The 14,290-nt window shown below is 38.5% G+C and carries 10 protein-coding genes; 5 read left to right on the top strand and 5 right to left on the bottom strand.

Annotated elements, in window-relative coordinates; all coding sequences use genetic code 11:
- Nucleotides 1–251 precede the first annotated feature (251 nt).
- Nucleotides 252–2,045, top strand: coding sequence for a DUF885 domain-containing protein (locus BLS33_RS01480; protein ID WP_089884574.1), 1,794 nt, complete (start codon nt 252–254; stop codon nt 2,043–2,045).
- A 133-nt stretch (nt 2,046–2,178) separates the two neighbouring features.
- Here BLS33_RS01480 and BLS33_RS01475 read toward each other — a convergent pair whose 3' ends face one another.
- From BLS33_RS01475 to BLS33_RS01465, 3 genes are all read right to left on the bottom strand, one after another.
- A complete protein-coding gene (locus BLS33_RS01475; RefSeq protein ID WP_089884572.1) occupies nt 2,179–3,195 on the bottom strand; it encodes an NAD-dependent epimerase/dehydratase family protein in 1,017 nt (338 codons plus the stop codon).
- A 60-nt stretch (nt 3,196–3,255) separates the two neighbouring features.
- A complete protein-coding gene (locus BLS33_RS01470) occupies nt 3,256–3,825 on the bottom strand; it encodes a Crp/Fnr family transcriptional regulator (protein ID WP_089884568.1) in 570 nt (189 codons plus the stop codon).
- 412 nt (nt 3,826–4,237) lie between these two features.
- Entirely contained in the window at nt 4,238–4,906 is a 669-nt protein-coding gene (locus BLS33_RS01465; RefSeq protein ID WP_089884566.1) for an RluA family pseudouridine synthase, read from the bottom strand.
- Nucleotides 4,907–5,753: 847 nt separating this feature from the next.
- Here BLS33_RS01465 and BLS33_RS01460 point away from each other — a divergent pair.
- From BLS33_RS01460 to BLS33_RS01445, 4 genes are all read left to right on the top strand, one after another.
- Nucleotides 5,754–8,153, top strand: coding sequence for a TonB-dependent receptor (locus tag BLS33_RS01460; protein WP_089884565.1), 2,400 nt, complete (start codon nt 5,754–5,756; stop codon nt 8,151–8,153).
- Nucleotides 8,154–8,157: 4 nt separating this feature from the next.
- On the top strand, nt 8,158–9,003 hold the full coding sequence (locus tag BLS33_RS01455) for a DUF4249 domain-containing protein (protein WP_089884562.1): 846 nt from the start codon (nt 8,158–8,160) through the stop codon (nt 9,001–9,003).
- Between the two features lie 150 nt (nt 9,004–9,153).
- Nucleotides 9,154–10,296 (top strand): vWA domain-containing protein, encoded by a 1,143-nt coding sequence (locus BLS33_RS01450; protein WP_089884560.1) that lies wholly within the window; start codon nt 9,154–9,156, stop codon nt 10,294–10,296.
- A 55-nt stretch (nt 10,297–10,351) separates the two neighbouring features.
- A complete protein-coding gene (locus BLS33_RS01445; RefSeq protein WP_089884558.1) occupies nt 10,352–11,821 on the top strand; it encodes a magnesium chelatase in 1,470 nt (489 codons plus the stop codon).
- Nucleotides 11,822–11,914: 93 nt separating this feature from the next.
- On the opposite strand, the gene BLS33_RS01440 is transcribed toward BLS33_RS01445, so the two are convergent.
- Nucleotides 11,915–13,411, bottom strand: coding sequence for a sensor histidine kinase (locus tag BLS33_RS01440; RefSeq protein WP_089884555.1), 1,497 nt, complete (start codon nt 13,409–13,411; stop codon nt 11,915–11,917).
- Nucleotides 13,408–14,106, bottom strand: a complete 699-nt coding sequence (locus BLS33_RS01435; RefSeq protein ID WP_089884554.1) for a response regulator transcription factor — start codon at nt 14,104–14,106, stop codon at nt 13,408–13,410. Before BLS33_RS01435 ends, BLS33_RS01440 begins: the two co-directional genes overlap by 4 nt.
- Between the last annotated feature and the right edge of the window lie 184 nt (nt 14,107–14,290).

Raw genomic sequence — 14,290 nt, 5'->3', positions numbered from 1 at the left:
ATAACACAGTTCACTTCACTTTAGTTTCGGGTTTTTTATCCTTAATGATAAACTTCTTTTGCTAGTTCATAAGGTGGCAGAAAACGGGCTACTACTATTTTTGGGGCTAGGTCCGTTTCAATAAAGGATCTTTGAAGACATCAAATTGTGTAAATTGCTATTAATTTAAAAAACGCCCCAATGCTATTTGCATTTGCACTGTCTTGAAACAATTTTTAGTAACCCAACCAGCGAATAAACAAACACATATTATGAAAAAAATTATCTTTCTAGGTATACCAATGTTTCTTTTTTTATCATTTTCCGCTTGTAAAGAAGCCCCCAAGCAAGTAGTCGACCAATCGGAAGAACTCAACAAATGGTTTGATACTAAATACGAGGAGTTGCTACAGATGAGTCCTTTGAGCCTTACCGTTCAAGGTCGAAAAGATCAGTATGACAAAATTGATGACATGAGTAAAGAGGCCGAGGATAAAGAGTTGGCTTGGTATACCCAAAGCGTCAAAGAATTAAAAGAAAAATTTAATTATGATAATCTAAATGATACAGATCAAACTTCTTATGATTTATGGGTCTATCAATATGAAACACTAAAGGAGGGTAAGATTTTTAGGGATATGAGTTATGTTTTTGACCAGATGCGTGGAAACCATACCAGCTTGCCCAATTATTTGATTAATTTTCATAAAGTGGATAGTCTTTCAGATATGAAGGCCTATGTTTCTAGGATTCAGGAAACGGGTAGGGCAATTAATCAGCTAATCGCGAGGGCAAAAGACCAAGCCGCTTTAGGAATAATCCCTCCGAAATTTACGTTTGAAACCGTAATTAGGCAAGCACAGGGGTTGCGCAATGGTACGCCCATTTTGGAAGATATGAATCGAAAAATTGATGCCCTCTTAGCATCTGAAAAAATAGCTTCCGAAGAAGCAACGTCTCTTAGAGCGCAATCAGAATCAGCGATCAATAATTATTTTAAACCGGCTTATGAAAATCTTTTATCTTGGCTAGAAAGCGAAGAAGATAATGCAGAACCAAAGCCAACGGGAGTTAGCCGCCACCCCAATGGTAAAGATTTCTATAATTACAGATTAAAGGTTTCAACTACAACAGATCTTACTGCCGATGAAATTCATGAAATTGGGCTTAAAGAGGTAGCCCGAATTAAGGGAGAGATGATGGCTATAAAAGATAAAGTTGGTTTTGATGGTGATTTAGATGCGTTCTTTACGTTTGTAAATACTGATAAACAGTTTTTCTTTCCGAATACTGACGAAGGGAGGCAGGCCTATTTAGATGAGTCCACTAAATATTTAGATACCATCAATAAAAAATTACCGGATTATTTCGGAATGCTACCTAAAGCTAAATTGGAAGTGAGGCGCGTTGAGGCCTTTAGGGAACAAGATGGTGCACCGCAACACTATATGCAAGGTACACCTGATGGATCTAGGCCAGGTACTTATTATGTGCATTTATCGGATATGAATGCAATGCCCCGTTCAACCATGGAAGGTGTGGCTTATCATGAAGGAAGCCCCGGTCATCATATGCAGGTATCCATTGCCCAAGAGTTAGAATCTGTTCCGAAGTTTAGAACGCAAGCAGGGTTCAATGCCTACAGTGAAGGATGGGCATTATATACAGAAGCTTTGGCCAAAGAAATGGGCGGGTACCAGAATCCATATTATGATTTTGGTCGTTTGGTCAATGAAATATGGAGAGCCATTCGCTTAGTGGTCGACACAGGATTACATGCCAAGGGATGGACCGAAGCAGACGGTATCAAGTATTTCAAAGAAAACTCCTCCATTTCAGACGGGGCAATAAAGGCAGAAGTTCAGCGGTACATGGTGATGCCGGGCCAAGCTACCGGTTATAAAATCGGAATGCTAAAAATTCAGGAATTGCGTAAAAAGGCCGAAGCGGCATTAGGGGACCAATTTGATATTAAAGGATTCCACGATACCGTTCTCGGGGGTGGCGCTTTACCCTTGAAATTATTGGAACGTAGGGTCAATGATTGGGTAAACTCCCAAAAGTGATGATATAAGTTGACAAGTCAAATCTTTAAAAAGTTAAAGGGACATAGTTTACACCGTATATTGAATGAACCTAATTGATACTCCTTTATCCCTTATGTGTTGTTCATCAAATAAGCCTAAACGCTCTATGTTCTTAATATTGGTCAATACCGTTTTTCCAATCATTTTTCAGATATTCTAAAGCGTCTATCAATGCCTTTTTTGATGGCTTAGGATTGAACGCTAATTCTTGTCTTGATTTTGTAATATCATAATCCTGTTTTAATCCATAAAACATATCTAAATAATGTCGTTGTAATAACGGTTCTTTTCCAGTTATTTTGCTTCCAAACTCCATTAATCCTGCTACAGCGTATAACAAAAATTTGGGTACTTTTTTTGGCGTTTTTAATTTTAATTCAGGATATAGTTCAGCTGCTATTTTCACACTTTCTTGTAAGGTTGTATGTTGTTCGTTCGATAGAATGTAGCGTTCTCCGTTTTTACCTTTTTGCATAGCTCGGTATGCTCCAAAAGCGACATCCTTAACATCTATCCAATTTAATGTAACATTTGTGTCAACGGGAATTTCGCCATTTAAAATTTGATAAACAAGGTTGTTGGTATAGCTCAATTTATACGCTATACCACCGATCATTGCAGAAGGTAAAACTAAAACAGTTCTGATTCTATATTTTTTCCCTAGCTCAATTGCAAGTTTATCAGAATCATTTTTGGAGTTATAGTACCAGTTTCTCCTATCTTTATTGTAGCCATTATCTACATTTGCAGGTAACTTTGTAAAATCTAAAGACGCTACTGAACTTACATAAACAATGTTCTTAACTCCACAGACTTTTGCTATATCAAAGACATTCTGAGTTCCTTGTACGTTATTATCATAAATTTCAGTTCTAGGGTTTTTAGCCCACATACTAAAATTTGCACCAACAGCATATATGTTGGTTATTCCTTTAAATGCGTTTTTAAGTGATTCTCTATCCGTAATATCAGCATGTACCACTTCACAATTTAATCCTTCAAAAGATTCTAGATTATTAATGTATCTTACTGTTGCTCTTACTTTTTGGTGTTTAGAAAGCAACAGCCTAACTAGGTTGTTGCCTAAATGTCCATTTGCACCTGTCACTAACGAAATTTCGTTGCTCATATAATTGTTTTTTATTTGAGCAAATGTCAGTAGTAATTAAGAATTTAAATATAACATTTGTTAGAAAGCAACTTGTTTCCGTATACGACTTAACGACTGGGGTTCTATGCCTAAATAGGAAGCGATGTTATCTACAGAAACGTTTAAAACCAACTTTGGGTTTTGATTAATAAACTTAATGTAACGTTCTTTAGCCGTTAAAATTTGAAAATCTTTAACACGATCTAACTTGCAATTTAAGTGCTCGTTGGTAACTGCTTTTACAAAATCATTCCAAAAACTGGTGTTTTCTTGTAAAAGTTCAAAGTCTGGTTTAGATATTTTAATCAGTTTACAATCGGTAATGGTTTCGTAATAGTCCGAGGCAGGTGTTTCTTCCATAAAGCTATCTAAAGAGGTGAAGAAATCTTGTTCAGAAACTAGATGCTGAATTACTAATTTGCCATCTATGTTTTGATAACCTTTTACAATTCCTTCACTTAAAAAATAAATATAACGCTCTATTTGTCCTGCTTCCAAAAGTTTGGTTTGTGAAGGAGTATCCATAGCGATAAAACACTTTTCCAGTAGACTATTATCATTGTTAGTTAAAGAAAATCGGGCATTTATATAATTTAATAGATTTTTCATTGGTACGATTTGAATAGTAAAAGACGCCAAAGCTAGAAGTAGTGCGAAGGCAAGAAAATTTTTCGTTTCTATCTGCGCACATGGCAAAGGCTTTTTGATTTGAAATTATTTTTCTTTTTTAATTGTCAACTTGGCATAGGGTTATAAAGCATTCCTTCTTAAAAATAGAAATCACTTAAGTAAATTCTAAAGATTTTGCGGAAAATATAAATATAGATAAAAGTTAGAATTAAACCCCAAATTTCGAATTACTTTATAGGTTCTATGTGTAGGTATATTACAAGCTGAATAGAAGGTTTTTTTGCCTGAAAATATTTGTGAAAACTTTGATTGCGTGTACATTATTGAATTTGATAGAGGTTCTTTACACCATATAACTATATTTTATTTTCCCCTATTTTGGCTGCAAAGTTTAAATAGATTTGAATGCCCAAAAATCGTTTTTTGGCAAAGGTGCTTCGAAGGTTTTGAATTCTTTGCCACCAGTGACTTGATAAGTTAATTTCCATGCGTGAAGGCAAATAGATAGCGGGAGGTATTCTTCATCTGATCCATATTTTTTATCTCCGATAATGGGTAGCGTTATATTTGCAAGTTGGGCTCTTATTTGATGGAATCTACCAGTTTTTGGTTTTATTTCTAGAAGATAGCCAAAATCGTTTTTGTCTATAACTTGATAGGAAAGAATGCATTGTGAGGCACCTTTTAATTGTGATTGGACTATATCTGCTCTTTTTTCTAGGTTATTTTTTACGAGAAAATTAATTAGGTTTCCTTTGTTCTTTGGTGGTTTGTTTTTGACTATTGCCAAATAAGTTTTCTGAACTTTTCGACTACTAAATAGATTGTTGAATTCCACAAGAATACTTTTTTTCTTGGCAAAAATTAATACGCCACTTGTCACACGATCTAATCTATGTATTATTCCAATATAGGGTTTCCGTTTATTTTTTAAAAGGTGATCAAGAACTTGATTCTCAACTGTGCAATCCTCATAAGGACTTTTTTCACTTATAAGTCCAGCCATTTTGTTTACGACTATATAATCGTTGTTTTCATAAACTAATTCAAGGTGTGGCATTAGGAGTTTTATTTTTAAAATAGTGATAATACACTAGAGAAGTTTAGTTGCTATTAGATTATCCAAGTATGACTCCCCTAAATTAATGGATACTCCGCTAAACGGACACTAATCATTCCACTTTCTTTTTTTTACAGAATGATTTATTGCATTAACGTTCTGTTACTATTTTTCCGTCAGGAAACAATGTTCGCCAAGGTAGATAATTTATCAAGATAAAGGGATATGCGTTGTAATGGCGGCTGATTTCTATTCGTTAGATTTTTCTATTTCGTATAAATCAAGATTTTCGCCCCAATAATTTTTTTCGATTCGATTAATGCTATAATTAAATTTTTCAAAAAACTTATAGGCAAGTTAAGAGGTTGTAACAATCAATTTTTCTATTCTTTTATCTTTATGAAATATTTTCAAACAATGTTCTACTGACTGTTTTCCTAATCCTTTACCAGCATAACTTGGGTCAAAAAAATCCGGGTAATTCGTCCAGATTTGTCATTTTCACTTATATAATATCCAGTTCCCCCAACAAAGATTTTGGTCATCAAGTTCCCTCAAACGTTTGGCAACAATTATATATAGATACTAGTAACCATATTTTATCCTACAACCTCTTCAAATTTAAGATTTTACGGCAGGTTTAAAAACCATGGCGAAACAAACGTTGTCAACAGCAATATGGTCACGTATATATGCAACCTAATCCATATTTCAAGCCGTATTTCTTATCAATGTGCTATTGAATGGTAAACTTTTCCCAATTAAAAGGGTCGTTCGATGCAACCTTTTATTTTTGCCGTTGTCTTTGGAGGGGAAATTAAAAGACAACATCATAAACTAACATTCAATGCGCATACAAACAGATTTTCGAAAGCCTTTGGTCTTCGGCCTTTGGCTGGTTACTTTTCTTTTTACTTCTATGGCCATCGCCCAAACGAGCTATACGCTAAACGGCACTATTAGCGATAAAAGCAATGGAGAGACTCTGTTCGGGGCTTCCGTATTTTTAAAGGGTACCACCATTGGCGTGGTCACCAACGAATATGGCTTTTACTCTATTACGGCCCCTGAAGGAGACTATACCTTAAATATTTCTTATGTCGGGTTTTCTGAAGTCAATCAAGAAATAACACTTGACAGCAATCAAAAACTAGATTTCGAAATCAGTGAATTCTCGACCGAACTTGAAGAAGTCGTGGTAACTGCCGATGAACCTGAGCGGGCCATTTTGCGAAAACCCGAAATGAGCGTGGCAAAAATGAATATCGCTACGGTAAAACAGATGCCAGTGGTTTTGGGAGAGGTCGATATTTTAAAGTCCCTACAAATGCTACCAGGAGTGACCAACAATGGCGAGGGTACCGGTGGGTTTCACGTACGCGGTGGTGCCGGGGATCAAAACCTGGTCTTGCTCGATGAAGCGATTATTTACAATACCTCGCATATGTTCGGTTTCTTTTCCGTTTTTAATGCCGATGCGATAAAAGATGTCAAATTGTACAAAGGGGGTATTCCTGCCCGCTTTGGTGGCAGGGTTTCTTCTGTTCTAGACGTGCGCCAAAAAGATGGTAATAGCAAGCGGTTTGCCGCTACGGGGGGTATAGGTATTATTTCCAGTCGTATTGCGGTCGAAGGCCCTCTATTTAAAGAGAAGGGTTCGTTCTTATTGGCGGGGCGTCGTTCGTATGCCGACATTTTATTAAAAGCGGCGGGCGAAGACAATAGCGTAAGTTTTTATGACCTTAACTTAAAGGCCAACTATAACCTCGATCAAAACAACAAACTTTTCCTTTCCGGTTATTTCGGTAGAGATGCCTTTGAATTGGGTGAAAGTTTCAGCAGCAGTTATGGTAATTCAACAGGCAACTTGCGGTGGAACCATATTTTCAATGAACGGTTGTTTTCGAACCTGTCGGCCGTAGTCAGCAAATATGATTATGACTTGGGCATTACGGCCGCTGAATTCGACTGGGTTTCATCGATCAGCAATTACAATCTAAAGTATGACCTGAAATACTATTTCAGCAACAACTTCAAATTAGACTTTGGCGCTAGTAGTATTTATTATGATTTCGACCCGGGGCAGATAAAACCAACATCGGAGACCTCTGCCGTCAACCCGATGACCTTGGATCGTAAAAAGGCGCTTGAAAGCGGTCTTTACGTGAATGCCGAACACAAGCTTACCGATAAATTAACGACACAATACGGCCTACGATATAGTGCATTTTCACGATTGGGTGGTCAAGCGATGGTTGACTATGCGAATAATCAACCCGTGGTGTACAATCCCGTTTTGGGTATCTATGAACGCGGCATCCCTGTAGGGGAGACCAACTATGAAAAGGGAGATGCCATCAAGCGCTTTGGCAATTTGGAACCTCGGGTGTCATTAGCCTATCAATTCAACGAAGTTTCTTCATTTAAAGCGGGTTTTTCAAGGGTCGCACAATACATTCATTTGTTGTCTAACACAGCCTCGGCAACCCCTTTAGATGTGTGGACGCCCAGTGGAAAATATGTAGCACCGCAATTATCGAATCAGTATGCGATCGGGTACTTCCGAAATTTCAAGGATATGGTCTATTCTATGGAAGTAGAAGCCTATTATAAAAACACCGACAACCGCATCGACTATATCGATGGGTCCGATTTAATAGGACAGAATACGATAGAAACGGAAATTTTAAACGGGGAATCACGCGCCTACGGCCTCGAAGTGTTGCTCCGTAAAAATGAAGGAAAGTTTACTGGATGGATTGCCTATACCTTATCAAAATCAGAACAGCGAACGCCGGGCGGTAATGCTGGCGGATTGGGCATCAATGATGGGGAATGGTATAATACACCTTACGATAGAACCCATGATATTTCAATATCCGGTGCGTACAAGTTGAACGACAAGTGGAGTTTTGGTACCAATCTCGTTTTTCAGACGGGCCGACCGGTCACTTACCCCAACGAACAGTATGAATACGAAGGAATTTCGGTTGCAAGTTATGCTCCAAGAAATTCAGACCGTTTGCCGGCCTATCACCGGTTAGATCTTTCGGTCAATTATAAACCCAACCGAAAACCGGAGAAAAGGTTTAAGGGCGAATGGGTATTGGGAATTTACAATGCTTATAATCGCAAAAATGCGGCTTCTATTTCTTTTGGTCAGAATTTCGAGACTGGCGCCAACGAAGCTACAAGAACGGCCATCTTCGGCATCGTTCCTTCCTTAACTTATAATTTTAAATTTTAAGAATATGAAAATTTACATACGAACCACCATACTATTCTTAGCCATTGCTTTGGCTTCTTGCTCCGATGTTATTGATGTACCCGTGCAGACAGCGCCTACCAGACTTGTGGTAGAAGCTTCCATAGATTGGGAAAAAGGAACTATGGGCAATGAACAGACGATTCGGTTAAGTACATCTACCGCATTTTTTGAAACAACTGGTAATACGGCTGTAACAGGTGCATCGGTGATTATATCAAACGATACGAGCGGCGACGAATTTCTTTTTGTTGATCAGAGCAATGGGGAATATACGACGGATGATTTTGTTCCTGTAATTGGTCAATCGTATACCTTACAGATCATTCATGATGGGGAAACCTATATGGCACAGGAAACCTTAATTCCCGTAACTGATATTACCAATATTTACCAAGGCCGTGAAGATGGTTTTGATGACGAGGAATTGGAAGTTCACGTTGAGTTTATCGACCCTGCGAATGAAGACAATTACTATTTTATTAGGTTTAAAAGGGAGGGAGACCTGCTGCCTGAATTGGAAGTCGGCGATGATGAGTTCATTGACGGCAATGAAGTCGATTGGTGGTATGAAGTTCAAGAAGATGAAGACACCGACAAGATTGATGTGCTACAGCCCGGAGATGTTATTTCAATAGAGATGTATGGTATTTCAAGCGCCTACTATAATTATATGGATATACTGATAGACCAAATTGGGGGTGTCGGACTATTTCAAGCTACACCTGTTGCGGTAAAAGGCAATTGCGTCAACCAAACGAATCCAGATAATTATGCCCATGGGTATTTTCGATTGACTGAGGTAAATAAGGCGAGTTATACGGTTGAGTAAAAAAGTGGCAAGAATATAGGTATAGGTTCGAGGTGTTATTTTGGAATATACCTCGAACCTATTATTTTGTGCCCCTTACTGCTAAATTGCTTTCGTTAAGTTTTCTATAAAAGGGGGCAGTCATTTTGTCAAATGTCTTAATTTTATAGAATGACTATGATAAGAAAGGGTTTTCGTTTTTCTACTTATGATGCACCGGAACAAACTCCGTTCGATAAACTTTTTGATATTTTTCAAGAACTGATTACCCACACCTCAGGTGATTTTGATGAAGCGATCGATTGGTTGCGTGAATTAGATCAAGAATATCAACTTACAGACGATGAATATACCATTGATGATTTTATCGAAGATTTAAAAGCCAAAGGGTATATTAAAGAGGAGTTCAAAGATGGTGGGGGAGAAGGTACCGGAGAAGAAGGTGACGGGGGTAGCATGTCTATTACCGCTAAAATGGAACGCATCATTCGGCAACGGGCCCTAGATCAAATTTTCGGAAAATTAAAACGTAGTGGCGCTGGTAATCATAAAACCGGTAAATCAGGCCAGGGCGATGAGCATACCGGTGACTTTAGAGAATACCGTTATGGGGATGGCCTAGAGCATATTTCGATGACCGAAAGCCTTAAAAACGCCCAAATCAATCATGGTATCGGCAACTTCTCCTTGAGTGAAGAAGATTTGGTCGTAGAAGATACCCAATATAAGGCCCAAATGAGTACGGTCTTGATGATCGATATTAGCCATAGTATGATTTTGTATGGAGAAGATCGCATTACGCCCGCTAAAAAAGTGGCCATGGCCTTGGCCGAATTGATAACCACGCGTTACCCGAAAGATACCCTTGATATATTGGTGTTCGGTAACGATGCCTGGCCGATTCCTATAAAAGATTTACCGTATTTGAAAGTGGGGCCTTACCATACAAATACCGTGGCCGGTCTACAACTGGCTATGGATATGTTGCGAAGAAAGCGCAATACTAACAAGCAAATATTTATGATTACCGATGGTAAACCTAGTTGTTTACGGCTTCCCGATGGTACCTATTATAAAAATAGTGTCGGTCTCGATGACTATATTGTCGAGAAGTGCTACAATATGGCAAGACAAGCACGTAAATTGCATATTCCGATTACTACCTTTATGATTGCGGAAGACCCCTATTTGATGCAATTTATTCGACATTTTACCGAAGCGAACAAGGGCAAGGCCTTTTTTACTGGATTAAAGGGATTGGGAGAAATGATTTTTGAAGATTACGAACAGAATAGACGAAAAAGATTGAGATAAACAAGATTGCCTAAGAATACAGGTATTTTGTTTTTTACTTACGTATATTAAACCTATGGAATTGAAATATAAAGAGATTACTACGCTTGGCGAACTTAAAAAAGCTGGGTATAAAACGAAGAAAATAAAAGACGAACTGCGTAACAACCTCATTGAACGAATCCGAAATGGAAAGGAAACTTTTGCAGGTGTTTGGGGTTATGAAAGTTCGGTCATTCCTGAGTTGGAACGGGCTATCTTGTCACGGCACAATATAAATTTATTGGGCTTGAGAGGTCAGGCCAAAACGCGATTGGCACGCCTGATGGTCAATTTGTTGGATGAATACATTCCCATTGTAGCGGGTTCTGAAATTAATGACGACCCTTTGCAACCGATTTCAAGATATGCGAAAGAACTGATCAGTGAAAAAGGTGATAAAACCCCTATTTCTTGGTTACACAGAGATGAACGATTTTATGAAAAGTTGGCTACGCCCGATGTTACTGTAGCCGATTTGATCGGTGATGTCGATCCGATTAAGGCAGCAAATTTAAAACTGTCATATGCCGATGACAGGGTCATTCACTTCGGAATGATACCCAGGGCGAACCGTTGTATTTTTGTGATAAACGAACTTCCTGATCTACAAGCGCGTATTCAAGTATCGTTATTTAACATTTTAGAGGAGGGTGATATTCAGATTCGAGGCTTTAAGCTTCGACTACCTTTAGACCTTCAGTTTGTTTTTACTGCCAATCCGGAGGATTATACCAACAGGGGAAGTATCGTAACTCCTTTAAAAGACAGAATAGGTTCGCAGATTTTGACGCATTATCCCGACGATATCGCCACGGCCCGTAAGATTACGGAACAAGAATCGCGTTTGGACAAACGTCAAACAGATGCGGTTTACGTACCCGATTTGGCCAAAGACCTTTTGGAGCAAATTAGCTTTGAAGCTCGAAACAGTGAGTATGTTGATGCAAAAAGCGGTGTGAGTGCTCGAACCAGTATTACCGCTTTTGAGAATCTATTGAGTACGGCCGAACGGCGTACGTTATTAAACGGAGCGACCGAAACAGCTGTGCGATTGAGCGATTTCGTAGGTGTAATACCTTCAATTACTGGAAAAATTGAGTTGGTCTATGAAGGCGAGCAAGAAGGAGCCGACGGTGTGGCTTCCATATTGATCGATGATGCGGTAAAATCATTGTTTGCCACTTATTTTCCGAAAATCAATAAATTGGAACGTAAAGATGAGAAGACTCCTTATGATGAACTTACCCATTGGTTCTTTGAAGGGGAGGGCTTTGAATTGTTGGACGATTATACCGATGCCGAATACAAAAGGGCTTTGGATACGATTCCTGCACTGAACAATATTATAAAGGAATATCAGCCCGATTTCCCAAAAGAAGATACTTATTTCCTAAAGGAATTATTGCTTTGGGGCTTGGTAGCCTATAAAAAACTGAGCAAGCATCGCTTCACGGAAGGTTATCAGTTTAAAGACCTTTACGGAAGTTTTATAAATGGTCTCTAAAATTCCTTATCGAAATTATATAATTAAAGAAATCAAAAGCCCTGTCCATATGAATTGGTCGGGGCTTTTTGTTCACAGCAATTTTTCTCCCTCTTATACTTGTTGATATGCAGGTAGGCTGAAGATGAACGAACTGCCTTCTTTGGGCTTGCTTAAAACGGTTATTGTCGTGTCGTGCAAGTCCATTATTTTTTTGACAATGGCCAGGCCAAGTCCGTAACCTTGTTTCTTGGTACTTTTATCTACCTGTTTGTAGCGATCAAATATAAAGGGTTGCTCACTTAGGGGAATTCCGGTTCCCGTATCAGTGATATTTATTTCCACATTCTTGTTTTTTCGTTGTATCGATAGTGTGACTTTGCCATTAGGTTCTGTATATTTTAAAGCATTTTCTATGAGGTTCTGAAGCGCCCGTTCTACAAGGCTTACATCGGCATAGACCATACTATTTTCTTGAGGATTGTCAAGTTGTAGGGTTATTTGTTTTTGTTCTGCTAGCACTCTGAACTTAGCTATTAAATCATGTGACAATTCGGTAATTGAAAAAGGTTCTTTCACCGGACTCACTTGCTCGGCCTCCAATTTGGAGTATTCAAACAATTGATTGATAAGATTCGATAATCGGTCTACATTATCATGAGTGATTTGAAGGTATTCTTGTTTTTCATCTTCTGAAAGGGAATTCTTCTTTATCTGCATGGTTTCGATGTAGCCCTTTAATACGGCCAAAGGTGTTCGAAGGTCGTGCGAGACATTGGCAATAAGTTCCCTTCGCAACAGATCTACGGACTTCATCTTATCCATATTATCAACGATGGTATCGGCCATTTCATTAAAGGAATGGGCGAAAATAGCGATATCCGATTTTTCAGGATTTTCGATGCGTACGTCAAGATCACCTTCCTGAAATCGACGGACGGTTCCGGTCATTAACCGTAAGTTTTTTGTCAAAAACCAAATACTCAGCAGCCCGATGATGACCGTAAAAAGCATGGACAACAGTATGGCGCCGATTCCCAATTTTGAAAAATAGGTGCCCAAAAGGTTACTACTAACAAGTTCAAGCTCTTTTCCTTCGAGAATAATATAGATATATCCTTCACGACCATCGATGGAGAAAGGGGCGGCCGAAAATATTTCCTGTTCGCCAGGGTTCCTAGGATCGTCTCCCAAGATATATTCTTTTCCCTCGCTTGCTATGAAAGTTTTAATGGGATTTAATGATACTTTGTTGGCAGGTGCATTGGCACTATGGTCCAACACAACGGAATAGAGAACTTCACCGGTTTTATCGAGCAGATATACCTCGATACTTTGGTTTATGGCCATCATATCGTGCATCAAATCGCCAAACAGTGGTTTGTTCACACTACCGTCTTCCAGAAATGGGGAATCGTTTTGAAACATTTCTTTGATAAGATGGTCGGCAATATGTGCATCTACGCGTTGGGCAGTGGCATGGCTATATTTGTCAACGTAATAGATAGTTATGAAAATATAGGAAGCTCCCATCAATAAAATCAACAGAATAAATGCAAACCAGAGTTTTTTGACCAGTTTGGGTGTTAGTGTATGTATTGCTTTGCTCATACGATAATATCTTCGTTGAATTTATACCCGACTCCCCAAGTCGTTAGAATATAAACGGGATTGGCCATATCTGATTCTATTTTGGCCCGTAGACGATTGATATGTGAATTCACGGTATGCTCATACCCTTCAAAATTGTAGCCCCAAATGATATTCAGTAGTTCGGTTCTTGTATAATTTCTACCTGGATTCGAGGCCATCAATACCAATAATTCAAATTCTTTGGGTGATAACTCTATCTTGTTGTTTTCCAACAACACTTTCCGCTTATCGATATCTATTGTTAACCCCTCTGCCGATAGCGAAGCAGTATTCTTTTGTTCCCTATGCCGTATGTCGGTTCTCCGCATCACGGCTTTTATTCTTGCCAACAATTCTCGAATGCTAAAAGGTTTTGTGATATAATCATCGGCACCAATTTCTAAACCTAAAACACGATCAATTTCTTCCGACTTCGCGGTTAACATAATAATGGGCGTATTTTTTTTTGCCCGTAAAGCCTTGCATACTTCCACACCGTCCATGGCGGGTAATGTCAAATCCAACAAAATTAGGTCGTAATCGTTTTCCAGGGCCAATTTCAAACCTTCCTCCCCGTCCATGGCCTTGGTCGTACTATAGATCAGGTCGGTAAGGTGAATCTCAAGTAATTTGATGATTTCAGGATCGTCCTCTATAATAAGTATCTGTTTCATAAGCTCTTTGGTCGTAAATAAATAGAAAAAGTATCACACGGGTATCACAGTGGCCAACAATCGCATTAGTGTAATAAAATCCAGTTTATTGATAGTACTCAAGTGAATTAGTTAGCTATAGTTTCCTTAAAACATTAAGATAGTGAAAATTGTAAACCCTAATAGCTACTAATAGTTCACAATA

Source organism: Kriegella aquimaris, assembly GCF_900103215.1.
GTDB classification, from domain to species: Bacteria; Bacteroidota; Bacteroidia; order Flavobacteriales; family Flavobacteriaceae; genus Kriegella; species Kriegella aquimaris.
The sequence above is the reverse complement of the archived record's forward strand: the minus strand, read 5'-3'. Positions and strand labels throughout refer to the sequence as shown.

Bases quoted from the DNA above. Each gene is read 5' to 3' on its own strand.
- BLS33_RS01480 (WP_089884574.1), top strand. From the start codon at position 252: ATGAAAAAAATTATCTTTCTAGGTATACCAATGTTTCTTTTTTTATCA.
- BLS33_RS01475 (WP_089884572.1), bottom strand. From the start codon at position 3,195: ATGAGCAACGAAATTTCGTTAGTGACAGGTGCAAATGGACATTTAGGC.
- BLS33_RS01470 (WP_089884568.1), bottom strand. From the start codon at position 3,825: ATGAAAAATCTATTAAATTATATAAATGCCCGATTTTCTTTAACTAAC.
- BLS33_RS01465 (WP_089884566.1), bottom strand. From the start codon at position 4,906: ATGCCACACCTTGAATTAGTTTATGAAAACAACGATTATATAGTCGTA.
- BLS33_RS01460 (WP_089884565.1), top strand. From the start codon at position 5,754: ATGCGCATACAAACAGATTTTCGAAAGCCTTTGGTCTTCGGCCTTTGG.
- BLS33_RS01455 (WP_089884562.1), top strand. From the start codon at position 8,158: ATGAAAATTTACATACGAACCACCATACTATTCTTAGCCATTGCTTTG.
- BLS33_RS01450 (WP_089884560.1), top strand. From the start codon at position 9,154: ATGACTATGATAAGAAAGGGTTTTCGTTTTTCTACTTATGATGCACCG.
- BLS33_RS01445 (WP_089884558.1), top strand. From the start codon at position 10,352: ATGGAATTGAAATATAAAGAGATTACTACGCTTGGCGAACTTAAAAAA.
- BLS33_RS01440 (WP_089884555.1), bottom strand. From the start codon at position 13,411: ATGAGCAAAGCAATACATACACTAACACCCAAACTGGTCAAAAAACTC.
- BLS33_RS01435 (WP_089884554.1), bottom strand. From the start codon at position 14,106: ATGAAACAGATACTTATTATAGAGGACGATCCTGAAATCATCAAATTA.